The 23,443-nt window shown below is 69.9% G+C and carries 17 protein-coding genes; 6 read left to right on the top strand and 11 right to left on the bottom strand.

Features of this window, described 5'->3' with window-relative positions; all coding sequences use genetic code 11:
* Positions 1–7: 7 nt before the first annotated feature.
* Positions 8–1,798 (bottom strand): IlvD/Edd family dehydratase, encoded by a 1,791-nt coding sequence (locus tag GEMRO_RS0124290; protein ID WP_027136093.1) that lies wholly within the window; start codon positions 1,796–1,798, stop codon positions 8–10.
* 214 nt (positions 1,799–2,012) lie between these two features.
* Here GEMRO_RS0124290 and guaB point away from each other — a divergent pair, with 214 nt between their 5' ends.
* Together guaB and GEMRO_RS31595 are read left to right on the top strand one after the other, a co-directional pair.
* Positions 2,013–3,494, top strand: a complete 1,482-nt coding sequence (guaB, locus tag GEMRO_RS0124285; protein WP_035485924.1) for an IMP dehydrogenase — start codon at positions 2,013–2,015, stop codon at positions 3,492–3,494.
* Positions 3,495–3,596: 102 nt separating this feature from the next.
* Positions 3,597–5,363 (top strand): putative bifunctional diguanylate cyclase/phosphodiesterase, encoded by a 1,767-nt coding sequence (locus GEMRO_RS31595; protein ID WP_157505730.1) that lies wholly within the window; start codon positions 3,597–3,599, stop codon positions 5,361–5,363.
* 59 nt (positions 5,364–5,422) lie between these two features.
* Here the strand turns inward: GEMRO_RS31595 and GEMRO_RS33030 are convergent, their stop codons facing one another.
* From GEMRO_RS33030 to GEMRO_RS0124250, 6 genes are all read right to left on the bottom strand, one after another.
* Complete coding sequence (locus tag GEMRO_RS33030; protein ID WP_157505729.1) at positions 5,423–5,911, bottom strand: gamma-glutamylcyclotransferase family protein; 489 nt, start codon at positions 5,909–5,911, stop codon at positions 5,423–5,425.
* A 195-nt stretch (positions 5,912–6,106) separates the two neighbouring features.
* The gene (locus GEMRO_RS0124270) at positions 6,107–7,210 is read right to left on the bottom strand and encodes an NAD(P)/FAD-dependent oxidoreductase (protein ID WP_027136091.1); all 1,104 of its coding nucleotides are present in this window, start codon (positions 7,208–7,210) and stop codon (positions 6,107–6,109) included.
* 8 nt (positions 7,211–7,218) lie between these two features.
* Positions 7,219–8,334, bottom strand: coding sequence for a malate/lactate/ureidoglycolate dehydrogenase (locus GEMRO_RS0124265; RefSeq protein ID WP_051329433.1), 1,116 nt, complete (start codon positions 8,332–8,334; stop codon positions 7,219–7,221).
* 45 nt (positions 8,335–8,379) lie between these two features.
* Positions 8,380–9,171, bottom strand: a complete 792-nt coding sequence (locus tag GEMRO_RS31585; protein ID WP_051329432.1) for a 3'(2'),5'-bisphosphate nucleotidase CysQ — start codon at positions 9,169–9,171, stop codon at positions 8,380–8,382.
* 125 nt (positions 9,172–9,296) lie between these two features.
* Positions 9,297–10,790, bottom strand: coding sequence for a UbiD family decarboxylase (locus tag GEMRO_RS0124255; RefSeq protein ID WP_027136089.1), 1,494 nt, complete (start codon positions 10,788–10,790; stop codon positions 9,297–9,299).
* Positions 10,791–10,795: 5 nt separating this feature from the next.
* Complete coding sequence (locus GEMRO_RS0124250) at positions 10,796–11,353, bottom strand: thioredoxin family protein (protein WP_027136088.1); 558 nt, start codon at positions 11,351–11,353, stop codon at positions 10,796–10,798.
* Between the two features lie 75 nt (positions 11,354–11,428).
* On the opposite strand from GEMRO_RS0124250, the gene GEMRO_RS0124245 reads away from it, so the two are divergent.
* Positions 11,429–12,715, top strand: coding sequence for an MFS transporter (locus tag GEMRO_RS0124245; protein WP_027136087.1), 1,287 nt, complete (start codon positions 11,429–11,431; stop codon positions 12,713–12,715).
* On the opposite strand, the gene purH is transcribed toward GEMRO_RS0124245, so the two are convergent.
* The 4 genes from purH to GEMRO_RS0124225 all read right to left on the bottom strand — a co-directional run bounded on the left by purH (position 12,684) and on the right by GEMRO_RS0124225 (position 18,687).
* Complete coding sequence (purH, locus tag GEMRO_RS0124240; RefSeq protein WP_027136086.1) at positions 12,684–14,237, bottom strand: bifunctional phosphoribosylaminoimidazolecarboxamide formyltransferase/IMP cyclohydrolase; 1,554 nt, start codon at positions 14,235–14,237, stop codon at positions 12,684–12,686. The two genes, GEMRO_RS0124245 and purH, sit on opposite strands and share 32 nt — an antisense overlap.
* Before the next feature lie 24 nt (positions 14,238–14,261).
* Positions 14,262–15,632 carry an RsmB/NOP family class I SAM-dependent RNA methyltransferase gene (locus tag GEMRO_RS0124235; RefSeq protein WP_240476763.1) on the bottom strand — a complete coding sequence of 457 codons (1,371 nt, stop codon included), beginning with the start codon at positions 15,630–15,632 and terminating at the stop codon, positions 14,262–14,264.
* Positions 15,625–17,199, bottom strand: a complete 1,575-nt coding sequence (locus tag GEMRO_RS0124230) for a lysine--tRNA ligase (protein WP_035485922.1) — start codon at positions 17,197–17,199, stop codon at positions 15,625–15,627. The genes GEMRO_RS0124235 and GEMRO_RS0124230 overlap by 8 nt, the downstream gene beginning before the upstream one ends.
* A 159-nt stretch (positions 17,200–17,358) precedes the next feature.
* A complete protein-coding gene (locus GEMRO_RS0124225; RefSeq protein ID WP_027136083.1) occupies positions 17,359–18,687 on the bottom strand; it encodes an EAL domain-containing protein in 1,329 nt (442 codons plus the stop codon).
* 67 nt (positions 18,688–18,754) lie between these two features.
* On the opposite strand from GEMRO_RS0124225, the gene GEMRO_RS0124220 reads away from it, so the two are divergent.
* The 3 genes from GEMRO_RS0124220 to GEMRO_RS0124210 are packed head-to-tail and all read left to right on the top strand — an operon-like array spanning position 18,755 to position 23,410.
* On the top strand, positions 18,755–21,229 hold the full coding sequence (locus GEMRO_RS0124220) for a ligase-associated DNA damage response DEXH box helicase (RefSeq protein ID WP_051329431.1): 2,475 nt from the start codon (positions 18,755–18,757) through the stop codon (positions 21,227–21,229).
* 22 nt (positions 21,230–21,251) lie between these two features.
* Entirely contained in the window at positions 21,252–21,962 is a 711-nt protein-coding gene (pdeM, locus tag GEMRO_RS31580; RefSeq protein ID WP_084507530.1) for a ligase-associated DNA damage response endonuclease PdeM, read from the top strand.
* Between the two features lie 5 nt (positions 21,963–21,967).
* Positions 21,968–23,410, top strand: a complete 1,443-nt coding sequence (locus GEMRO_RS0124210) for a cryptochrome/photolyase family protein (protein WP_027136081.1) — start codon at positions 21,968–21,970, stop codon at positions 23,408–23,410.
* Positions 23,411–23,443: the final 33 nt, after the last annotated feature.

Genomic DNA, 23,443 nt, shown 5'->3' with positions numbered 1-23,443 from the left:
TCGCAGCTCAGTGGTTGCGGCGCGGCGTGCCGTAGGTCTCGATGACCTTCAGGTACAAGGTCGCCGGTTCCATGCAGGCACCGGTCGAGAGCTGGCCGACCGTCTGCCGGTACAGTTCCTGCCAGGGCGTCTGCGAGGGCGGCAGCTTCGGCGGGTCGGCCTCGTAGGCCTTGCGCCGCTCGGCCATCTCCTCGGCCGAGATCAGCACGTCCAGCTTGCTGTGGTTCATGTCGAGCCGCACCTTGTCGTTGGTGCGGATCAGCGCGAGGTTGCCGCCGACCGCCGCTTCCGGCGAGGCGTTCAGGATCGAGGGGCTGTCCGAGGTGCCGGACTGCCGCCCGTCGCCGATGGTCGGCAGGGCCTTGATGCCCTTCTTCATCAGCTTGGTCGGCGGGCGCATGTTCACCACCTCGGCGGCACCCGGATAGCCCACGGGCCCGCAGTTGCGGATGAACAGGAAGCAGTCCTCGTCGATGTCCAGGCTCTCGTCGTCGATCCGGTCGTGATAGTCCTCCGGGCCCTCGAACACGATCGCCCGGCCTTCGAACACGCCGGGGCTAGCCGGGTTCTCCATGTACTTCGCACGGAACTCGGGGCTGACCACCGAGGTCTTCATCACGGCCGAGTCGAAGATGTTGCCCGACATGACCACGAAGCCTGCCTCGGGCATGAGCGGCTCCTCGTAGGGCTTGATCACGCGGCGGTCCTGCGAGAACGGGACCTTCTCGTGGTTCTCGCCCATGGTCTTGCCGGTGACGGTGATCGCGTCGGTGTGGATCTTGCCGACCTTGATCAGCTCCTTCATCACCGCCGGCACGCCGCCCGCCCGGAAGAACTCCTCGCCCAGGAATTCGCCGGCCGGCTGCATGTTGACCAGCAGCGGCACGTCCTGGCTGAGCTCCCAGTCCTTGATGTCGAGCTCGACGCCGATATGGCGGGCGATCGCGATCACGTGCGGCGGGCAGTTGGTCGAACAGCCGGCAGCAGCCGCCACCATGATGGCGTTCTCGAACGCCTTGCGGGTCAGGACCTTGGACGGCTTCAGGTCCTCGTGGACCATCTCGACGATGCGGGAGCCGGTCTCGTAGGCCATCTGGCCGCGCTCGCGGTAGGGCCCCGGGATCGCGGAGCAGCCGGTGAGCGACATGCCGAGCGCCTCGGCCATGGCGTTCATCGACGAGGCGGTGCCCATGGTGTTGCAGTGGCCGACCGACGGCGCGGACGCGCAGGTCATGTCCATGAACTCGTCGACCGAGATCTCGCCCTTGGCGAGCAGCTGCCGCGCATGCCACACGACCATGCCGGAGCCGGCCAGCTTGCCCTGGTAGTAGCCGTTCAGCATCGGCCCGCCGGAGAGCACGATCGCCGGCAGGTCGACGGTTGCCGCGCCCATGATCATGGCGGGCGTGGTCTTGTCGCAGCCGGTGGTCAGCACCACGCCGTCCAGCGGGTAGCCGTACAGGATCTCGACCAGCGAGAGATATTGCAGGTTGCGGTCGAGCATCGCGGTCGGGCGCTTGCCGGTCTCCTGGACCGGATGGACCGGGAACTCCAGCGGGATGCCGCCGGCGTCGCGGATGCCGTCGCGCACGCGGGACGCCAGCTCGAGATGGCCGCGGTTGCAGGGCGCGATGTCGGAGCCGGTCTGGGCGATGCCGATGATCGGCTTGCCGGACTGCAGCTCGCGACGGGTGAGACCGAAGTTCAGATAGCGCTCCAGATAGAGCGCCGTCATGTCGGGCTCTTTGTAGTCGTCCCACCAGTCCTGGCTGCGCAGCCGTCTCTTGGGACCACTCATCTCGACCATCTCCCGGATCAATGTCTAGCCGTGCGGGTTGTGGCCGATGCACTGCCATGGCGCAACGGAAAGTACGATCAATTCCAAGGTGGGCGGCGGGCACGCGCGCATTCGCCGCTTGGGCCCATGCAGCTGCCGCATCCCTTATCCGCTGTTCGCGGCAGTGCGGAATCGCTATATCGCCGCAACTTCAGACCACGACCGGAGAACGGGCATGTCCAGCGCCACCCCGCTGCGTCTGCGCGAAGCGCTCACCTTCGACGACGTGCTCCTGGAGCCCGGGCTCTCCGAGGTGCTGCCGCACGCGGTCGACGTGCGGACCCGGATCGCGCCCGACATCGAGCTCGGCATCCCGCTGCTCTCGGCCGCCATGGACACGGTCACCGAGGCGCCGATGGCGATCGCGATGGCCCAGCTGGGCGGCCTCGGGATCATCCACAAGAATCTCGACATCGAGGAGCAGGCCAACCAGGTCCGCCAGGTCAAGAAGTTCGAGGCGGGGATGGTGGTCAACCCGGTGACGGTCACGCCGGCGACGACGCTGTCCGAGGCGCTGGGCATCATGGCGCGCTTCGGGATCTCGGGCCTGCCCGTGGTGGATGGGCCGGCCGGCCGGCTGGTGGGCATCCTGACCAACCGCGACGTGCGGTTCGCCAAGATGACCGACAAGCCGGTCTCCGAGCTGATGACCGCCAAGGACCTGGTGACGGTCCGGGAAGGGTTCGAGCGCAGCGAGGCGCTGGAACTCCTGCACCGGTTCCGGATCGAGAAGCTGCTCGTGGTCGACGACAACTTTCGGCTCAAGGGCCTGATCACCGTCAAGGACATCGAGAAGGCCCAGAAGTTCCCGAGCGCCACCAAGGATTCCCAGGGGCGTTTGCGGGTCGGCGCGGCCACCGGGGTCGGTGATGCGGGCCTGGCGCGGGCCGAGGCGCTGATCGATGCCGGGGTCGACGTGCTGGTGGTCGACACGGCCCATGGCCATTCCCGCGGCGTGCTGGATGGCGTCAGCGCCATCCGCAAGCTGTCCAACGCGGTGCGGGTGATCGCCGGCAACATCGCCACGGGCGATGGCGCCAAGGCACTGATCGATGCTGGCGCCGATGCGGTGAAGGTCGGGATCGGGCCTGGCTCGATCTGCACCACCCGGATCGTGGCCGGGGTCGGCATGCCGCAGCTCACTGCCGTGGCCGACGCCGCCGAGGTCTGCGCCAGGCGCGGCGTGCCGGTGATCGCCGATGGCGGGATCCGCGCGTCGGGCGACCTAGCCAAGGCGGTGGCCGCCGGCGCCGATGCGGCGATGCTGGGCTCGATGTTCGCCGGCACCGATGAGAGTCCGGGCGAGGTGCTGCTCTACCAGGGACGGTCGTACAAGTCCTATCGCGGCATGGGCTCGCTCGGCGCGATGGCGCGGGGTTCGGCCGACCGCTACTTCCAGGCCGAGGTCCGCGAAACGCTGAAGCTCGTACCCGAGGGCATCGAGGGACGGGTGCCGTATCGGGGCCCGGTGGCGAACGTCATCCACCAGCTGGTCGGCGGCCTGCGCGCGGCGATGGGCTATACCGGCCAGGCGGATCTGCCGTCGATGCGCGCCAATGCCCGTTTCGTGCGGATCACCAACGCCGGCCTGCGCGAGAGCCATGTCCATGACGTGGCGATCACCCGCGAGGCGCCGAACTACCGGCAGGACTGGTGAGCGGTTTCCGGGACGCCGGAGCTGCAACCTTTTCTTTACGGCTAGGCGGATAGGTTCCCTGCGAGGCCGCGGTGTCCCGGGCGGCCGCGCGGGGTGTCCGACGTGCCGCTGGATGATGCGACCTCGATGCTGCTGATGGTGGCGGCCGCGATCACGATCGGCGGCGCCTGCCTGCTGAGCATCTGGATGCTCCGGTCCGCGGGGACCGGCTTCCCCCTGGTGACCCGCGGGAAGGGAGAGGGCGCCGCGCCCGCGGCCATGCCGCTCGCCACCGGCCTGGTCGAGACCGATGCCGATGGCCGGATCACCCGTATCGACCCGGTTGCGGCCGACCTCCTGGGCCCGGTCACGCCGGGCATGCCGATCGCCGGGATCCTGCCGGCCCTCGCCACCGCCGGCGAGGGCCCGCGCCCCGATATCCACGAGAGCGCGCTGCTGCGCGCGGACGGTCGCCCGGGCGATGTCGACCTGATGGTGATCCCGAACCAGGGCGCGGGCTGGCGCATCGCCATCCGCGACGCCGGGCCGCGCAGGCAGCGCATGCGCCGGCTGGAGCAGCTGGCGCTGCACGATCCCCTGACCGGGCTGCCCAACCGCGCCCTGTTCGCGGACCGCGCCGAGCAGGCCATGGCGGTGGCGGAGAGGCGCGGCGAGTCCTGCTCCGTGCTGATGCTCGACCTGGACCGGTTCAAGCAGGTCAACGACACGCTCGGCCACGACATCGGCGACCTGCTGCTGCGCGACGTCGCTCCCCGGCTGAGCCTGCCGCTCCGGCGCACCGACACCCTGGCGCGCCTGGGCGGCGACGAGTTCGCGGTCCTGCTGCCCCCGCCCACCAGCGCCGAGGAGGCGATCGAGGTGGCCAGGCGGCTGGTGCGGGCCATGGCCGCACCGTTCCTGATCGAGGGATTCTCGCTGAACGTGGGCGTCAGCATCGGGGTGGCCCTGCGCCCGCGCCACGGCGCCGACGTCGAGACGCTGCTCCGCTCGGCCGATGAGGCGATGTATGCCGCCAAGCGGGATGCGCTGGGCTATCTGCTGGCGGGCGAGCCGTCGGACTTAGGCGTCATCCGGCGGCCGGCCCTGCGCAGCGACCTGGAGCGGGCGATCGCCGAGGACGGCCTCTCGATCCATTTCCAGCCCAAGGTCGAGGCCGGGTCACGGCGCGTGGCGGGGTTCGAGGGGCTGCTGCGGTGGGACCATCCGACCTATGGGCGGCTGCAGCCGGACAAGTTCCTGCCGGTGGCGGAGCGGGCCTGCCTGATGGGGCCGCTCACCCGCTTCGTCCTGAACGAGTGCCTGCGCCGGCAGCAGGAATGGCGCAAGGCCGGCTTCCCGCTGGAGGTCGCGGTCAACCTGGCGAACTTCTGGCTCTGCGATGCGGAACTGGTCGACCATGTCCGACATGCCCTAATCCGCTGGGGAGCCCGCGCGGAGGATTTGACCCTGGACGTGACCGAGGGGTCCATCATGTCCGATCCGGCGCGGAGCCGGGAACTGCTCGGGCGGCTGCGCGGCCTGGGCTGCCGGGTGGCGATGGACGATTTCGGGACGGGCTACTCCTCGCTCACCCAGCTGCAGCGGCTGCCGCTGGACGAGATCAAGATTCATCGCAGCTTCGTGGCACCGCTGGAACAGAGCCAGGGGCCGGCCAGGGTGGTCCTGCGCTCGATCGTCGGGATCGCCCAGGGGCTGGGCCTGGCCACCACCGCGGAGGGGGTGGAGAGCGAACTGGTGGCGCGCTCGGTGGCGGAACTCGGCTGCGAGCGCCTGCAGGGCTTCCTGGTCGCAGAGCCGATGAGCGCCGAGGCTGCCTTGAGCTGGCTGCAGCACTGGGACGCCGGGATCATGCGGGTGCCAGCCTCGTGACCACGGCCTGTGGGCCGGCCGACCGGGCGCGTTGCGGAAGCGAGCCGGGCGGCGGGAGGTCAGGCGGCGGCGCGGGCGGGATCGCCCAGCACCCGGCGCACGAAGGGATGGGCGGTGTCCGGGTCGGGACAACCGTCCATCCAGCCGGCGCACTGATCGAGATATCCCGGCTTGTCGCGCGTGGCCCAGGTCATCGGGCACCACTCCTCGGCACCCGCCGGCAGCACGTCCTCATAGGCGGTGAAGTAGCGCGCCTGGACCCGCCGGCCGTCCAGCAGCCAAATGGGCGCCAGGGAGGCGCCATACTCGCCCTCTTCGAACCAGTGCAGCCGCACCAGGTCCTTCCGGCTGGGGCTGGCGAGCGCCAGACCGGTCACCCGGGCCTGGGGAGCCTCGACCAGGCAGGGATAAACGAAGCCGGGGCAGGTGACGCGCCGGTGGCCGTGCAGGATGGCTGGGACGAGTTCCTGGTCTTCCACCTGCCGGGACAGGACATGATCCAGCACGTCGCGATCCATCAGCGTCCCGTAGAAGAAGAACCAATCCACCAATCCCGCCTCCTGTCCCGGCCCGCTTGCCGTCCCGCTCAACCCACTGAAGCGCCCCTCCTGCGCAAAGTGCGCCCGGATGTCCAGCCCGCTGTCCAGAAAGGACGCCCGCCGCTCCTACATGGCGACGCCCTGCGCAAGCGCAGGCCGGACAGGCCCAGGGTTGGCGGGATCGGCGGCAGGCGCCGCCGCGGTTCAGTCGATTCCCAGGGCCGCGGCGGTCATGTCCGCGATGGCCGGGCTGGCGGTCAGGCCCGGGCTCTCGATCCCCAGCAGGTGCACCAGGCCCGGGATGCCGTGGTCGGCAGGCCCCTGGATCTCGAAGTCCTCGGCGACCGCGCCGGCCGGCGACAGTTTTGGCCGGATCCCGGCATAGCCCGGCTCCAGGGAGCCAGCGGGAAGGGCCGGCCAGTAGCGGCGGATCGCGTCGTAGAACACGTCGGCCCGCCTGGGATCGACCGTGTAGTCCAGGTTCTCGACCCATTCGGTGTCGGGCCCGAACCGGGCGCGGCCGCCCAGGTCCAGGGTGATGTGCACGCCAAGCCCGGCCTTCTCCGGCATCGGGTAGATCAGGGTGGAGAACGGCGCCTTGCCGGTCAGGACATAGTAGTTGCCCTTGCACAGATAGCCGGTCCGCTGCTTGCCGCCCGGCATGCCGGCCGTGGCGCGGGTGAGGGCCGGGGCATCCAGCCCGGCGCTGTTGACCACGATCGAGGCGGCCAGCGTCATCGGCTCGGCCCCGCCGGTCTCCACGACGATGCCGTCCTCGCCCGGATGCATCGAAAGCACCGGGGTCTCGAAGCAGAGCACCGCGCCGTGATTCTCCGCATCGCCCTGGTAGGCCAGCATCAGGCCATGGCTGTCGATGATCCCGGTGGAAGGCGACCACAAGGCGGCGGTGGCGAACAGCTGCGGCTCCTGGGCCATCGCCTCCTTGCCGGTCCGCCAGAGCAGATCGACGCCGTTGGCGGCGGCCTTGGCCTGCAACTCCTTCAGCTTCGCCTCTTCGGCGGCGTTGGTCGCCACGATCAGCTTGCCGCAGCGCCGGTAGGGAACGCCCCGCTCCTCGCAGTAGCGGTAGAGGAACTCCTTGCCGGCGACGCAGGTCTTCGCCTTCAGGCTGCCGGTCGGATAGTAGATGCCGGCATGGATCACCTCGCTGTTGCGCGAGCTGGTCTCGGTGCCGATCGCATCGGCCTTCTCCAGTACCAGCACCTCGCGCCCGCTCATGGCAAGGCGCCGGGCGACCGCGAGGCCGACCACGCCCGCACCGATCACGATGGCATCGACCCGTTCCATCACTCCTGTCATCCCTCGACGATCTGGCGAAGATCCGCCTCGGCGAGACCCAGGGACACCCCGGCCGCCAGGATGTCGCCCAGCGACTTCGGATCGATCGGAACGCCGTCCCGGGCCCGCGCCACCCGCGCCAGGTTCTCCGGGTCGCCCGGCATCATCACCGCGTCGAAGCCAGGTGCTGGCGGCGATTCCTTGATCCAGTCGATCACCGCCTGGACCTCCTGGCGCATGGAATCCAGGTCGCCAAATGCGGCCGGGTCGACCAGCAGGGAGAACATCGAGTTGACGATGCCGTCCTCCCGCACGTGGTGCGGGGCGATGGTCTGGCCGCCGATCAGGGCGGCACCCAGGATCTCGCAGAAGATGGCGAGCCCGCTGCCCTTGTGCAGGCCGAACGAGAGGAGGGCGCCCTTGCGGGTGTCGACATAGGTGGTGGGGTCGGTGGTGGGCCGCCCCTCCGCATCGATCAGCACGCCTTCCGGCACCGGCACGCCCTTGTTGCGGGCGACCCGTGCCTTGCCGAACGCGATGGCGGAGGTGGCCATGTCCAGCAGCAGCATCGGCTTGCCGTCGGCGCCCGGCACCGCCACGCAGAACGGGTTGGTGCCCAGGCGCGCGGTGGAGCAGCCGAACGGCGCCTGCAGCGGGTCATGGTCGGCGACGTTGACGAAGTGCAGCGAGACCAGGCCCTCGGCGGCGCACTGCTCGGCCCAGAAGCCGATCCGGCCGACATGGCAGGCATTGCGCAGGCCGACCACGGCGCAGCCGAGCTTCTTCGCGCGCTCGGCGCCCAGCTTCATCGCGTCGCGCGCCATGGTCTGGCCGAAGCCGCGGCCGGCATCCAGGAGCAGCACCGCGCCGACGTCGCGCAGGACCTTCAGGGTCTGGTTGGGGACCACCAGGCCCGCCCGGAAGTTCTTGATATAGTCCGGCAGCATGCCGACGCCGTGGCTGTCGTGGCCGGTCAGGTTGGAAACCACCAGATGATCGGCGACCGCCTTGGCCTCGTCCTCGCCCGATCCGGTGGCCTGGACGATGACGGAGGCTAGCCGGTGCAGCCGTTCGGCGGCGATGTTGGGCAAGGTCGACACTCCCTGGAACTTTCCGGGCACTGGAGCCGCCATCGCGGCGCTCCCTGGCTCAGGCGCGGCACGTGCCTAGCACGCTGGTCACGGGACGGGAAATGTCTGCGCGATCCTGCCGACCAGCTTGTCGCGCAGGCGTGGCGGCGCCGCGATCAGGCCAGGACGCGAGGTGCGCTCCCGGTCGTAGCGCACCGGCTCGCCGCTGGGCTCGACCAGCTGGACACCCGCTTCCCGCAGGATTACGTCGGCGGCGGCGATGTCCCAGTCATTGGTCCGCCGCAGCGTCACGTAGGCGTCGAAGCGGCTGGCGGCCACGAACACCAGCTTCAGCGCCAGGGAGCCCAGCATCGTCCAGGTCGCGTCCGGCGCCAGCCAGGCCAGAGGGCGCTTCTGCACCTCGGTCCGGCTGGCGGCGATGCGGGGCTTGGCCACCTCCCGGTCGGGCAGCGGCGGCAGGACCTGCCCATTCAGCATGGCGCCCAGGCCCAGGGTCGCCTCGAAGGTCTCGCCGCTGGCCGGGTTGGCGACCAGGCCGAATACCGGCCGGCGCTCCACCATGAAGCCGATGCAGATCGAGAATTCCGGCTTGCCTTGCGCGAAGGACCGGGTGCCGTCGATCGGGTCGACGACCCAGCAGGTGGGCTCCTCCAGCCGCGAGCCGTCGTCCGCGGTCTCCTCCGACAGCCACGCCTCGCCCGGCCGGCGCAGGCGCTCCTGCAGCAGCCGGTCGATCGCCAGATCCGCCTCGGTGACGATCTGGCCCGGGCTCTTCTCCCAGCCGCCTTCCGCCCGCCGGAAGTGATGCATCGCGATCTCACAAGCCTCCGGGAGCACCGCATGGGCGCGATCGCGGATGGCTGCGAGGTCGATGTTCATGCTGCTTGATCCTTTACGGCGGAGCCGATGGCCGAGCGGCCGGCACCGTTCCGCCGTCTGCCGTTCAGCCAGGGGTGCAGGCGACCAACCGCCGATCGCTCCGGCGGTTGCCCGGGCTTTCCCCGCTACTTCCAGATCGGCCTGCCGCTGCCAGGCAGGCCATAGCTCGCCCATTTGCGGCTCACCTCGTCGACCACGTCGGCGTCCATCCGGATCTCCTCGCCCCACTCGCGCCTGGTCTCCGGCGGCAGCTTGTCGGTGGCGTCGATGCCGAGCTTGCCGCCCAGGCCCGATTCCGGCGAGGCGAAGTCCAGATAGTCGATCGGCGTGTTCTCCAGGATCGTCAGGTCGCGGGACGGGTCCGACTTGGTCGAGATCGCCCAGATCACGTCCTTCCAGTCCCGGGCGTTGATGTTGGAGTCCACGACGATCACGTATTTCGTGTACATGAACTGGCGCAGATAGGACCACACACCCATCATCACCCGCTTGGCGTGACCCGGATAGGCCTTTTTGATCGAGACGACCGCGACCCGATAGGAGCAGCCTTCCGGGGGCAGCCAGAAGTCGACGATCTCCGGGAACTGCAGCTGGAACAGGGGCAGGAACACGTCGTTCAGCGCCTCGCCCAGCACCGACGGCTCATCCGGCGGCCGCCCGGTGAAGGTCGACAGGTAGATCGGGTCGCGGCGCATGGTGATGGCGCTGACATGGAAGACCGGGAACGGCTCCACCGAGTTGTAGTAGCCGGTATGGTCCCCGTAGGGGCCCTCGTCGGCCTGCTCATCCAGCGCCACATGGCCCTCGATCACGATCTCCGCGCTGGCGGGCACCTTCAGCGGCACCGAGACGCAGTCGACCAGCTCGACCCTGAATCCGCGCAATAGGCCGGCGAACTGGTACTCGGAGACCGTGTCCGGCACCGGCGTCACCGCCGCCAGGGTCACCCCCGGATCGGCGCCGATCACGACCGCGGCGGGCAGCGGGTCGCGCTTGGCGTTCTTCCAGCGCTGGTGGTGCTGGGCGCCGCCCCGATGCTTCAGCCAGCGCATGATAGTGGTGTTCCTGCCGGTGACCTGCATCCGGTAGATGCCGAGATTGAAATTGTCCTCCCTGGCCTCGGAGGGCCCCTTGGTCACCACCAGGGGCCAGGTAATCAACGGCGCCGGCTCGCCCGGCCAGCAGGTCTGCACCGGCAGGCGGCCAAGGTCGATCCGGTCGCCCTCGAGGACGACCTCCTGGCAGGGGGCGTGGCGGACGGTCTTTGGCCGCATCGCCAGGGCCGCCTTGGCCAGCGGCATCATCTCCAGCGCCGCGCGCAGGCCCTTGGGCGGCTCCGGCTGCTTGAAGAAGGCGAGGGTGCGGCCGAGCTCCACCAGCTCGTGCGGCTCCTTGCCCATGCCCCAGGCGACCCGCTCGACCGTGCCGAACAGGTTGACCAGGACCGGCATGGAGGAGCCGACCACGTTCTCGAACAGCACCGCCGGCCCGCCCTCGGCGAGCAGGCGGGTCTGGATCTCGGTCATCTCCAGGACCGGGGAAACCGGCGTCGTCACCCGGACTAGGCGCCCGCGCGCTTCCAGATGCGCGATGAAATCGCGCAGGCTTTCGAAGGCCAAGGGTTTCAGTCCTCCCGCCACTTGATCGAGCAGCCCATGGACGGGACCTGCTCCGCCGGCGCCTGGCCGGTCTCCGCCACCTGCTTCATCGCGAGGTAGAGCTCGCGCCGCGCGTCCGGGGCGCCCGGCTGCCGGCCGGAACTGTCCAGGCGGCCGCGATAGCGGAGCTTCATCTCCTTGTCGAAGCCGAAGAAGTCCGGCGTGCACACGGCGCCATAGGCGCGGGCGACCTCCTGGGTCTCATCCTGGAGATAGGGAAAGCCGAAGCCATGCTCGTCGGCGAACCGCTGCATGCTCGGGAAGTCGTCCTCCGGGTAATGGTCGGCGTCGTTGCTGCAGATGGCGACGGTGTGGACGCCGATCTTCTTTAGCTCCGCCGCATCGCGGACCATCCGGTCGGCGATCGCCTTCACGTAGGGGCAGTGGTTGCAGATGAACGCGACCAGCGTGCCGTTGGGGCCGGCGAGATCGCTCAGGCTTTTCCGGGCGCCGTCGACGTCCTTCAGGGCGAACGACGGCGCATCGGAGCCCAGCTCGCCTGGGGGCGTGGTCAAGGATGGCATGCTGCTTCCTCCGCTGCGTGGTCGGCCGGACCCTGATATGGATGCCGCACACCGGACAGGGCAACGGGGAACGGGATGACGCCGCCTGGCAAAACGCGGACGCGCGAACTCTACGCCTGGGCCCTGTTCGACTGGGCGACCTCGCCGTTCGCGGCGATCGTGGTGACCTTCGTGGTCGCTGCCTATGTCGCCAAGGCGGTGGCGGGCTCCGAGGTCGAGGGACAGGCGGCCTGGGGCTGGGCGATGAGCGCGTCGTCCCTGGCAGCCGCCGTGCTGGGCGTGTTCCTCGGTGCGATCACCGACGCAGGCGGCCCGCGCAAGCCCTGGCTGCTGGCCTGCGTCCTGCTCCAGGCGGGGGGAACCGCCCTGATCTGGTACGTCCTGCCGGAGCCGAACATGCTCCTGTTCGCGCTGGTCGTGGTTGGCCTGGCCAATCTCGGCAGCGAACTCGGCAACGTGTTCAACAACGCGATCCTGGCCGACCTGGCGCCAAGAGAGCGGATCGGGCGCTGGTCCGGGTTCGGCTGGGGGCTGGGCTATGCCGGCGGCCTGCTCTGCCTGGTCCTGGCGCTGGTTCTGTTCCTGCAGCCCGAGGTGCCGGCCTTCGGCCTGGACAAGGACAGCATGGAACATGTCCGGATCGTCGGGCCCCTGGTGGCGCTGTGGCTCCTGACCTTCTCGCTGCCCCTGTTCCTGATGGTCCGCGACCGGCCGGGCGCGGCCGTGCCCGACCGCGCGGTCATCGGGGCGGGGATCCGCAACCTGCGGATCTCCTTCCGGGAAGTGCTGCAGGACCGCAAGCTGGCCCTGTTCCTCCTGGCGGCGATGCTCTGGGCGGATGGTCTCGCCACCCTGTTCGCGCTGGGCGGGATCTACGCAGCCGGCACGTTCGGGATGACCCTGACGGAGGTGCTGCGGTTTGGCATCCTGCTCAACCTCACCGCCGGGATCGGCGCCTGGCTGTTCGCTCGCGCCGACGACCGGTTCGGCGCGAAGCCGACCATCATGGCGGGGCTTGGCGGGCTGATCCTGTTTGGCCTGGGTGCCTTGCTGGCGCCGAACCAGTTGGGTTTCGAGATCGCCGGGGCGACTCTCGGCCTGTTCGTGGGGCCGGTGCAGAGCGCCACCCGCTCGATGATGGCCAGGCTGGCCCATCCGGAACGTCGCGCCGAGCTGTTCGGCATCCTGGCGCTCACCGGACGGGCCACCGCCTTTCTCGGCCCGATGCTGGTGGCGATCCTGACGACCGCCACCGGCAGCCAGCGGATCGGGATGACCCCGATCCTGCTGTTCTGGATCGCCGGCATGGCGCTGCTGGCGTTCGTGCCGGTCAGTGCCGGAAGTGGCGCACGCCGGCCGTGACCATGGCGATGCCGGCCCGGTCGGCGGCTTCCACCACCTCGGCGTCGCGGACCGAGCCGCCCGGATGGATGGCGGCCGTGGCCCCGCCCTCGATCGCGATCAGCAGCCCGTCCGGGAACGGGAAGAACGCGTCGGAAGCCACCACCGAGCCTTCGGCATTGCCGCCGGCCCTGGCGCGCTCGACCGCGATCTTCGCGGCGTCGACCCGCGAGGTCTGCCCGCCGCCGATGCCGACCGTGGCGCCGTCCTTGGCCAGCACGATCGCGTTCGACTTCACGTGCTTGGCGATGGTGAAGGCGAACAGGAGGTCGGCGCGCTCGCGCTCGCTCGGCGCCCGCGCGGTCACTTGGGAAAGCTCGGTCTGCGCGATCGGGCTGACGTCTTCATCCTGGACCAGGAAGCCGCCATCCACCGAGCGGAAGGTCTGGCGCGGCCGATCCGGTGCGGGCACCGCCGGCGTGAGCAGCAGGCGCAAGTTCTTCTTGCGGGCGAAGACCGCCTTGGCGGCCTCGTCGGCGCCGGGTGCGATCACCACCTCGGTGAAGATCCCGGTGACCGCCTCGGCGGCGTCGGCGTCGATCGGGCGGTTGAAGGCGACGATGCCGCCATAGGCGCTGGTCGGGTCGGAGGCCAGCGCCTTGCGGTAGGCATCCGCCGGGCTGTCGCCCAGGGCGGCGCCGCAGGGATTGGCGTGCTTGACGATCACGCAGGCGGGGCCGGTGAATTCGGCCACGCAGTTCCAGGCGGCATCGGTGTCGGCGATGTTGTTGTAGCCGAGCTCCTTGCCCTGGACCTGGACGGCGGCGCCGATGCCCGGGACCGAAGGGTCACTCACATAGAACGCCGCCTTCTGGTGCGGGTTCTCGCCATAGCGCAGGGCCTGCTTCAGGCTGCCGCCGAGCGGCAGGGTCGGCAGCGGCTCCGCGTCGCCCAGCTGGCGCGCCAGCCAGGCGGCAATTGCCGCATCATAGGCGCCGGTGCTGGCGTAGGCCTCCAGCGCCAGGCGGCGCCGGGTCGCCCGGGTGGTGCCGCAATGGTTCGTCAGATCGGCAGCGACCCGCTCATACTGGGCAGGATCGGTGACCACCGCCACGAAGTCGTGGTTCTTCGACGCTGCGCGGACCATGGCGGGACCGCCGATGTCGATGTTCTCGATGCATTCCTCGTAGCCGGCACCCGAGGCGACGGTTGCCTGGAACGGGTAGAGGTTCACGACCAGCAGGTCGATCGGCGCGATGCCGTGGGCCGCCATCTGGCGGCGGTGCTCCTCATCGTCGCGCAGGCCCAGAAGGCCGCCATGGATCTTGGGGTGCAGGGTCTTGACCCGCCCGTCCAGGATCTCCGGGTGGCCGGTGACCTCGGAGACGTCGGTGACTTCCAGTCCGGCCTCGCGCAGCGCGCGCGCGGTGCCGCCAGTGGAAAGCAGGCGCACGCCGGCAGCGGCGAGCGTTCTGGCGAAGTCGACGAGACCGGTCTTGTCGCTCACCGAGAGGAGGGCGGAGCGGATCGGCACGACGTCCATGACGTGGGTTCCAGAGAAACGGAGTTAGCGGGTGCGGCGCAAGCGGGCAGCGTAGAAGCCGTCCATGCCGCCCTGGTCGATCAGGTGGAAGGGAAGGGTGCGCAGGTCGCCGTCCGGGCTGATGCACATCTCCAGCCCAGGCAGTTCGTCCGGTGTCACCGGCACCCGCTCGAAGCCGTCATGGCCAGCCAGGAAGCGCTCGATCTGCACCGGGCCTTCCTCGGGCTGCAGGGAGCAGACCGCGTAGACCAGCAGACCTCCGGGCGCCGTGGCCCGGGCGGCGCCGTCCAGGAGGCGTGCCTGCAGGTCCATGGTGCGGGTGACGTCGAAGGCGCGCTTGTGCCAGGCGACGTCGGGATGGCGGCGGATCGTGCCGGTGGCGGTGCAGGGGGCGTCCAGAAGGACATGCGACCAGGTCCGCCCCTCCGGCAGCAGGGCGGCGTCGGAGACGACGATCTCGGCTTCCAGGCGCAGGCGCTGCAGGTTGCCGCGCAGGCGCTCGGCCCGGTTCGGGTCCTGCTCGACCGCGGTGACGCTGGCGTGCTGGGCGGCGAGCTGGCTGGTCTTGCCGCCCGGGGCCGCGCACATGTCCAGCACCTCCTGGCCGCGCACGTCGCCCAGCAGCTTGGCCGGCAGGCTGGCCGCCAGGTCCTGGACCCAGAACCGGCCCTCGCCGAAGCCCTTCAGCTTCTCAATCGGGCCGCTGGCGGTCAGCCGGATGGTGCCGCCGGGCATCCCCTGACCGCCCAGGATCTCGGCCAGCGAGGCGGCATCGTCGCGCGCGGTGAGATCCAGAGGCGGCTCGACCATGTGCGCCTGGGCGATTGCCCGGGCGGTCTCCTCGCCATAGGCGTCCACCCAGGCGAACCACATCCATTCCGGCGTGTTGAGCCGGCCGCCGTCCTGCTCGGCCAGGATGGCCTGGCTCTCCTCGGCCAGCTTGCGCAGGATGGCGTTGATCATGCCGCGCTCGCGGTCGAGCGGGCCATAGGCCAGCTGTACCGTTGCCGAAAGGGCGGCATGGGCTGGGGTGCCCAGGAACAGGAGCTGGGCGGCACCCAGGCGCAGGAGGTTCAGGGCCCGGAGCTTCTGCGGCGGGAAGCGCCAGAAGCGCGCCAGCGCATCGTCGATCTGGCCCTTGTGGCGCAGCACGGTGGCGACCAGCGCCCGGGAGAACGCGCGGTCGCGCGGCTCCAGGATGGGCAGTCCCCGATGCAGCGCCAGCGCGTCGTCCATGGTCCGCCAGCTCTGGCCGAGCACGGCGTCCAGGATGTCGAGCGCGATCATCCGCGCGTCGGGGCCGCCCGAGCGCGAGCGCCCGGCCGTGGAGCGGTCGTCCGGGCGGACCCAGGCGCTGCGATGGGAGGGAGCGACGTAATGGGGGCGATCAGCCACGGGGCAGGCCTGCAAGCGAATGGGAGATCAGAGAGCGCGTGGCGGCAACGCCGTAGAGTGCCGCGAAGTTGCCGAAGCGCGGGCCCTGGGTCTGGCCGAGCAGCACCTCGTAGAGGGCGGTGAACCAGGAGCGCAGCGGCTCGAAGCCGTGCTTCTTGCCGATGGTGTAGACCTCGTTCTGGATGGTCTCGCCGTCGGTGCCCTCGGGCAGGTTGCCCAGCACGTCCTGCAGTTCCTCCAGGGCCTCGCGCTCGAGCGCCGTCGGCTGCCGGTACTTCTTCTCCGGCTTCACGAAGTCCTGGTAGTAGGCGACCGCATGCTCGACCAGCTTGGCCAGTTCCGGGGCGGTCGCCGGCGTGGTGCCGGGCGCGTACTGGCTGATATAGCCCCAGATCACCTGGGGCTCCTCGGCGTTCACCACGCTCGCGAGGTTGAGCAGCATCGCGAAGTTGAGCGGCAGCCGGGTGACCACCGGGTCGCCGGCCTGGATGTGCCAGACCGGGTTGCCGAGCTTCTGGCTGTCGTCCTGATCCGGATAGGCCTCCAGGAGCTGCTGGTACTCGTCGACATGCTTGGGGATCACATCGAAATAGAGCCGCTTGGCCGCCTTGGGATCGCGGTACAGGAACAGCTGCAGGCTCTCGGGGGTGGCGTAGCGCAGCCACTGGTCGATGGTGATGCCGTTGCCCTTGGACTTGCTGATCTTCTGGCCGTGCTCGTCGAGGAACAGCTCGTAGGTCAGGTTCTCCGGCGGGGTGCCGCCCATGGCCCGGCAGATCCGCGAGCCGAGCTTGACCGAATCGATCAGGTCCTTGCCGGACATCTCGTAGTCGACGTCCAGCGCGTACCAGCGCATCGCCCAGTCGGCGCGCCACTGCAGCTTGCACTGGCCCCCGGTGACGGGAACCTCGGTGAGCGTGCCGTCCTCGTCGCGGAACACGACGGTGCCGGCGTCCTTCTTCACCTCCTCGATCCGGACCTGCAGGATCTTGCCGGTCTTGGGCGAGCGCGGCAGGAACGGGCTGTAGGTGGCGGCGCGCTCGGCGCCCAGGATCGGGGTGACGATCCGGACCAGCTCGTCATGCACCTCCAGCGCCCGCAAGAGGGCCTGGTCGAACTTGCCCGACGTGTAGTGGTCGGTGGCCGACTGGAAGCTGTAGGCGAAGCCGAACCGGTCCAGGAACGCGCGCAGCCGGGCGTTCATGTGGTGGCCGAAGCTCTCGTGGGTCCCGAACGGGTCGGGGATCGAGGTCAGCGGCTGGCCCAGATGCTGCGCCACCATCTCCGGGTTGGGGACGTTGTCCGGAACCTTGCGCAGCCCGTCCATGTCGTCGGAGAAGGCATAGAGTTCGGTCGGCACGTCCGGGCGCAAGAGCCGGAAGGCGTTGCGCACCAAGGTGGTGCGGAACACCTCGCCGAACGTCCCGATATGGGGCAGGCCGGAGGGGCCGTAGCCTGTCTCGAACAGCACGAAGCCCTTCTTCGGCGGCCGCTTCGCGATGCGCTCGACGATGCGTCGCGCTTCGACGAACGGCCATGCCTTGGCCGAATGGTAGAGCTCCTGCATGGGACGGACCTGTCGCTTTCCAATGGGACGCGCCGCCCGCGCCGACCTCGCGGCCGGGTGCGCGGGGCGACCTCTAGCAGAGATGGGGCGTCCAGGTCACATGTGCAGGCGGGTGGCGCTCATGCGGGAACGATTCATGCCATCCTGCAGGCGCGGCGGTCAGCCGATCCGGCCGAACAGGCGGCCGGTCCCAAGCCGGACCGGATAGTCCAGCACCTCGGCCAGCGCCCGCTCATCCCCGATCCCGGTCACCACCACCTCGATGCCGGCCCGCTGCATCGCCTGGATGTCGTGGACGAGGTCGGCGTCGTAGGCGCCCAGCGCCGCCTGGCGCAGTTCCCCCGCGTCCAGGCAGACCAGGCCCACGCCGCGGCCCAGGATCGCAGCGGGCGAGAGATGCGGGCGCTCGCCCAGCTTCAGCCCGATCACAACGCTGCCTGCACGCAGGCGCGCCACCACCTCCAGGCCGGCCCGGTCGGTCGGCCATTCGTCCAGAACGACCTGAAGCGGCGTGGCCTGGGAGCGGCGGCGGCCGAGCAGCAGGTCCAGGGCCGCCAGCGCTTCGGCCTCCACGAAGGAGCCAGTAGCGACCTCCACCAGCACCGGCAGGTTCTCGCTGCCCGGACGCGGCTGCTCGCCGGCGGCCACCGCGCGACGCAGGAGTTCCAGGTCGAGCGCGCTGCGCAGCTTTCCGGCCTGGTCCTGCAGCAGCAGGTGCGGATCGGCGGGCGTTCCGAGGTGCCGGCACTCCAGCCGGATCCGGACCATCCGCCGGCGGCGCTGCGGCAGGCTCACCACCGGCTCCAGCACGACGACAAGCGTATCCTCGGCGATGGCGCGGGCGATTGTCTGCCCGCGGCTGTCCTGGGTGTCGAGCAGGTCCGCCGGCGGGTCCAGTTCGGCGAGGAGGCGGGGCGAGACCGGTGGCAGGGCGAAGGAGGCGAGATCGTCGGGGTCGATGACGGCAGGCCCAGCCGGATCGCCCGCTGGCGGCGCCTCGCGACGGCGAAACAGGTCGAAGGCGCCGAACCGCACCCGTGCGTGGCGGGGCGGAGCCGCCTGCTCGGGTTCGTTCGTGTCCAGCAGATCCCTCAGCGGGCCCGGGCGGGGGGGTGGCTCGCGGAAGAGGACGTCCGGGGTCATCTCCTGCGCTGGCGGAGGAGCGGGCGGATCCTCATCTTGGACCGGGAACAAATCATGATCTAAAGGGTTCTCGGGTTCGTTCGTGCAAATCGGGAAGGAGCCTGGTCGCCGCGACGCCGGCGGCTCGTCATCGTCCCGAAGCTCGTCGGCTGGTTCCAGGCCGGCCGGGCCCGCGAGGCGGCGGTCGAGGCGCAGGAGGAGCAGGGCGCCGCAGCCGACCAGCAGGGCGGTGAGGCCCGCGGGAGCGACGGTCGCCCGCAGCATCGGATCGGGGATGGCCAGAAGGCCGCCCGAGCCAGCGAGCAGCGCCGTGCCTGCCAGCAGGAGATAGACCAGGCCGCCCATCCGCACACTCCTCGAGTTTAACTACCCAGGGTTGATAGACGATCGAGATGCTTAATTGAAGCGTGAGATGGCCGTGGCGGCGAAGCCGGACGAGAGCACGGTTCCGGCCGAGGCCGGTGGGCTGCCGGAGCCGCTGCAGGCCTGGTTCGACCGCCAGGGCTGGATGCTGCGCAGCCACCAGCACGCCATGATCCTGGCTGCGGAGCGCCGGCAGGATGCGCTGCTGATCGCCCCTACCGGCGGCGGCAAGACCCTGGGCGGGTTCCTGCCGAGCCTGATCGCGCTGACGCGGCGGGGGAAGCGGCCGGTGGCGCGGCTGCACACGCTCTACATCTCGCCGCTCAAGGCGCTCACCGCCGACGTGGCCCGCAACCTGATGCGTCCGGTCGAGGAAGCCGGCCTGCCGGTGACGGTGGAGAGCCGCACCGGCGACACGCCGCAGAACCGGCGCGCCCGGCAGAAGCGCACGCCGCCGGACATCCTGCTGACCACGCCGGAATCGCTGGCGCTGATGCTGTCCTGGACCGATGCCGCCGAGCGGTTCGCCCATCTGGACGCTGTGATCGTCGACGAGCTTCACGCCCTGGCCGACACCAAGCGCGGCCAGATGCTGGCGCTGGGGCTGGCCCGCCTGCGCGGCCTGTCGCCCCAGGCCCGGTTTTCGGGCCTTTCCGCCACTGTGGCCGATCCGCCGGCCCTGCTGCGGTTCCTTTCGCCGGACCCGGAGCGCTCCGTGGTCGTCCAGGGCGATCCGGGCGCCGAGCCGGAAGTGAGCATGCTGGTCCCGGACGCCTATGTGCCCTGGGCGGGCCATCTGGCCCTGTTCGCGGTCGACGCGATCTACGAGCGGATCCGCACCGCCCGGACCTGCCTGCTGTTCACCAACACCCGCTCCTCCGCCGAGGTGCTGTTCGCGGCCCTGTGGCGGGCGAACGAGGATGCGCTGCCGATCGCGCTGCACCACGGCTCCCTCTCGGTCGATCAGCGCAAGCGGGTCGAGGCGGCGATGATCGCCGGGAAGCTGCGTGCGGTGGTTTGCACCAGCTCGCTCGACCTCGGCATCGACTGGGGCGACGTCGATCTGGTTCTCCAGATCGGCGCGCCCAAGGGGGTCGCCCGGCTGGTGCAGCGGATCGGCCGTGCCAACCACCGGATGGACGAGCCGTCCCGCGCGGTGATGGTGCCCGCCAACCGCTTCGAGTTCCTGGAGTGCATGGCGGCACAGGAGGCGGTCCGGGATGGGGATCTCGACACCGGCATCACGCCGCTGCCGGGCCTGGACGTCCTCGCCCAGCACATGCTGGGCGTGGCCTGTTCCGGGCCGTTCGACGCCGACCTGCTCTACGCGGAGGTGGTGCGGGCGGATCCCTTCCGCGACCTGACGCGGCAGGACTTCGACGATGTGCTGCGCTTCTGCGCGACCGGCGGCTATGCGCTGGGCGAGTACGAGTGCTACCGGCGGCTGGTCGAGCTTCCGGACGGGCGCTGGCAGCTGGCCGACCAGCGCTTTGCCCGTCAGTGGCGGATGAATGTCGGGGTGATCGTCGAGGCGCCGGTGCTGCGGGTGAAGCTCGGCCGCAAGACCTTGGGCGAAGTCGAGGAATTCTTCATCCAGACGCTCTCGCCCGGCGACAGCTTCATCTTTGCCGGCCAAGCCCTCGAGTTCCTGGGGATCCGCGAGCACGAGGTGATGACCAGGCGCGCGAAGGACTCCAGCCAGGCCGAGGTGCCGCTGTTCGGCGGCAGCAAGTTCCCGGTCAGCACCTATCTCGCGGGCCGGGTGCGGCGGATGCTGGGCGACCCGCCCAGCTGGAGCCGGTTCCCGGAGCCGGTCCGCGAATGGCTGGAGCACCAGCGCCGCCGCTCGTCCCTGCCACCGGACGAAGGGCTGCTGGTGGAGACGTTCCTGTACCGCAAGCGCTGGTTCCTGATCGCCTATGTCTTCGCCGGCCGCAACGCGCACCAGACCCTGGGCATGCTGCTCACGCGAAGAATGGCGCGCAACGGCCTGCAGCCGCTGGGCTTTGTGGCGTCCGACTATGCGATCTCGATCTGGTCGGGCAAGGAGGCGGAGCAGGTCGACGGGCTGTTCGACGTGGACATGCTGGGCGACGACCTGGAAGCCTGGATGGCCGAGAGCTCGATGCTGCGCCGGACCTTCCGCAACATCGCGGTGGTGGCCGGCCTGATCGAGCGCCGGCACCCGGGCCAGGAAAAGACCGGCCGGCAGGTCACCTTCAATGCCGATCTGATCTACGACGTGCTGCGTAAGTACGAGCCGGGCCACGTCCTGCTGAAGGCGACCCGCAACGAAGCGGCCGCCGGGCTCACCGACATCCGGCGGCTGGCCGACATGCTGGTCGGGGTCCAGGGCCGGATCGAGCATCGCCGGCTGCCCCGGGTCAGCCCGCTGGCGGTGCCGATCATGCTGCAGATCGGCCGGGAGCGGGTGGGCACCGACGACATCGACATGCTGCTGGACACCCATGCGGCCGAACTGATCGACGAGGCGATGGCGCCGGACGAAGGTTCGGTGACGTGAGCGGACCCCGAACGGAGAATGGATGTTGCGGCCTGCCGAGATCGAACTGAACGGGCAGCGGCTGCTGCTGGATCCTGCGGGCGTCTTGTTCTGGCCGGCCGAGCGGATGCTGGTCGTGGCCGACCTGCATCTCGAGAAGGGCGCCGCCTTTGCGAGACGGGGCGTCATGCTGCCTCCCCATGACACGCTGGCCACCCTGGAGCGGCTGGAGCGGGTGCTGGCCCGGCTGGATCCGCTGGTGGTGGTGAGCCTGGGCGACGGCTTCCACGACCGGCATGGCGCTGCGCACCTGCCGGCCGTCCTGGCGGCACGCATCCGGGCGATGACCGCGGGCAGGCATTGGCTGTGGGTGACCGGCAACCATGATCCGGAGCCGCCGCAGGGCCTGGGTGGTGTCGGGATCGCCGAGATCCGCCAGGCGGGGCTTCTGTTCCAGCATGAGCCGGATGCCAGTGATATCATGCAGGTAGCAGGGCATCTTCATCCTTGCGCCAAGGTCCGGCTGGGCGTCCGCACCGCTCGGCTCGGCTGCTTCGTCACCGACGGAACCCGGCTGGTGCTCCCGGCGTTCGGAGCGTTCACCGGCGGTCTCAACATCCTCGACCAAACCTTCGCGACCATGCTCTCCAGCAGCTTCCAGGCCTATGTCCTGGGCGAGGCCAGCTGCCGCCCCGTGCCACGCCATCTGCTCGTGGCCGACATCAGGACACGCCGCCAACGAGTTGGAGGATAAAGCTTTTGAGTGCTGCGACCCTGCACTGGTTTCGCCAGGACCTGCGGCTTGCCGACAACCCCGCACTGGCAGCGGCGGCCAGCGGTGGCCAGTCCCTGATCTGCCTTTATCTGCTGGACCCGCGGATGGGCGCGGCGCGGCGCTGGTGGCTGCATCACAGCCTGACCGAACTGGAGCGGCATCTGGGCGAGCGCGGCCAGCGGCTCGTGCTCCGGCAGGGCGATCCGGAAGCGGTCGTCCAGGAACTGGTCAGGGAGCATGGCGTCCGCCGGGTCACCTGGAACCGGCTCTATGAGCGCGGCGAGCGGGCCCGGGACGATCGTTTGCGAACGGAGCTGGAGCGCAACGGGGTCGAGGTGGTCGAGGGCAATGCCGGGCTCGGACGGGAGCCGGACGAGATCCTCCAGACCAAGGACCAGCCGTACAAGGTATTCACCCCCTACGGAAAGGCCTGGTTCAAGGCCGGCGACCTTCCGGCGCCCGAGCCGGCCCCGGCCGCGCTGCCGCCACCGCCGGATGGCCTGGAAGAGGGCGACGGGCTGGACGGCTGGGGCCTGCTGCCGACGCGGCCGGACTGGGCGGTGGGGCTGCGCGAGCGGTGGGGCGGCCGGATCGGCGAGGCGGCTGCCGCTGCCGCCCTGGGAGAGTTCGTGGACGACGATCTCGCCCGGTATGGCAGCCGGCGCGACCTGATGGGCGAGCAGGGTACCTCGCGCATGTCGCCGCACCTGCATTTCGGCGAGATCTCGCCCCGCCAGATCGTCCACGCGGTTCATGCGGCGGTGGAGGACGGCCAGGTCAGCCAGCCGGAAGCGTTCGCCTATCTGCGCCAGCTGGTCTGGCGCGAGTTCGCGCATGCGATCCTCTTCCATTTCCCGGAACTGCCGGACCGGCCGCTGCGCCCCGAATTCGCCGCCTTCCCCTGGGCCGACGATCCGGACGGGCAGATGATGAAGGCCTGGCGGACCGGCCGGACCGGCTTTCCGCTGGTGGACGCCGGGATGCGCGAGCTCTGGCAGACGGGCTGGCTGCACAACCGGGCCCGGCTCGTGGTCGGCTCGTTCCTGACCAAGGACCTGATGCTGCCCTGGCAGGAGGGGGCGGCCTGGTTCATGGACACGCTGGTGGATGGCGACCTCGCCGACAACTCCATGGGCTGGCAGTGGGTGGCAGGGTGCGGAACCGACGCGTCGCCCTATTTCCGGATCTTCAATCCGATGCTGCAGAGCCGGAAGTTCGACCCGGACGGCGCCTATATCCGCCGCTGGGTGCCGGAGCTGGCCGGCCTGCCGGACAAGCTGATCCATGCGCCGTTCGAGGCCGACGAGGCCGAGCTGCGCCTTGCCGGCGTGCGGCTGGGCGAGACCTATCCGAAGCCGATCGTCGACCACTACCGTGCCCGGGACCTGGCGCTGGAGGCCTACAAGTCCCTGCGCAACGAGGCCTGATCCGGCTGGCCGACGGTTTCGGTCCGCGATAAG

Origin of the sequence: Geminicoccus roseus DSM 18922 (assembly GCF_000427665.1) — a bacterium.
Lineage (GTDB): Bacteria > Pseudomonadota > Alphaproteobacteria > Geminicoccales > Geminicoccaceae > Geminicoccus > Geminicoccus roseus.
This window is presented reverse-complemented; position numbering and strand designations above follow the sequence as displayed.

Coding starts and splice junctions, on each gene's coding strand:
- GEMRO_RS0124225 (WP_027136083.1), bottom strand. CDS start 18,687: ATGGGCGGCCTGGTCTATCTCCTGCTGGCAGGCACGGCGCTGCTCGCT.
- GEMRO_RS0124265 (WP_051329433.1), bottom strand. CDS start 8,334: ATGGCGGCTCCAGTGCCCGGAAAGTTCCAGGGAGTGTCGACCTTGCCC.
- GEMRO_RS0124230 (WP_035485922.1), bottom strand. CDS start 17,199: ATGCAGGAGCTCTACCATTCGGCCAAGGCATGGCCGTTCGTCGAAGCG.
- guaB (WP_035485924.1), top strand. CDS start 2,013: ATGTCCAGCGCCACCCCGCTGCGTCTGCGCGAAGCGCTCACCTTCGAC.
- GEMRO_RS0124220 (WP_051329431.1), top strand. CDS start 18,755: ATGGCCGTGGCGGCGAAGCCGGACGAGAGCACGGTTCCGGCCGAGGCC.
- GEMRO_RS0124245 (WP_027136087.1), top strand. CDS start 11,429: ATGACGCCGCCTGGCAAAACGCGGACGCGCGAACTCTACGCCTGGGCC.
- GEMRO_RS31585 (WP_051329432.1), bottom strand. CDS start 9,171: ATGAACATCGACCTCGCAGCCATCCGCGATCGCGCCCATGCGGTGCTC.
- purH (WP_027136086.1), bottom strand. CDS start 14,237: ATGGACGTCGTGCCGATCCGCTCCGCCCTCCTCTCGGTGAGCGACAAG.
- GEMRO_RS0124270 (WP_027136091.1), bottom strand. CDS start 7,210: ATGGAACGGGTCGATGCCATCGTGATCGGTGCGGGCGTGGTCGGCCTC.
- GEMRO_RS0124250 (WP_027136088.1), bottom strand. CDS start 11,353: ATGCCATCCTTGACCACGCCCCCAGGCGAGCTGGGCTCCGATGCGCCG.
- GEMRO_RS0124290 (WP_027136093.1), bottom strand. CDS start 1,798: ATGAGTGGTCCCAAGAGACGGCTGCGCAGCCAGGACTGGTGGGACGAC.
- pdeM (WP_084507530.1), top strand. CDS start 21,252: ATGTTGCGGCCTGCCGAGATCGAACTGAACGGGCAGCGGCTGCTGCTG.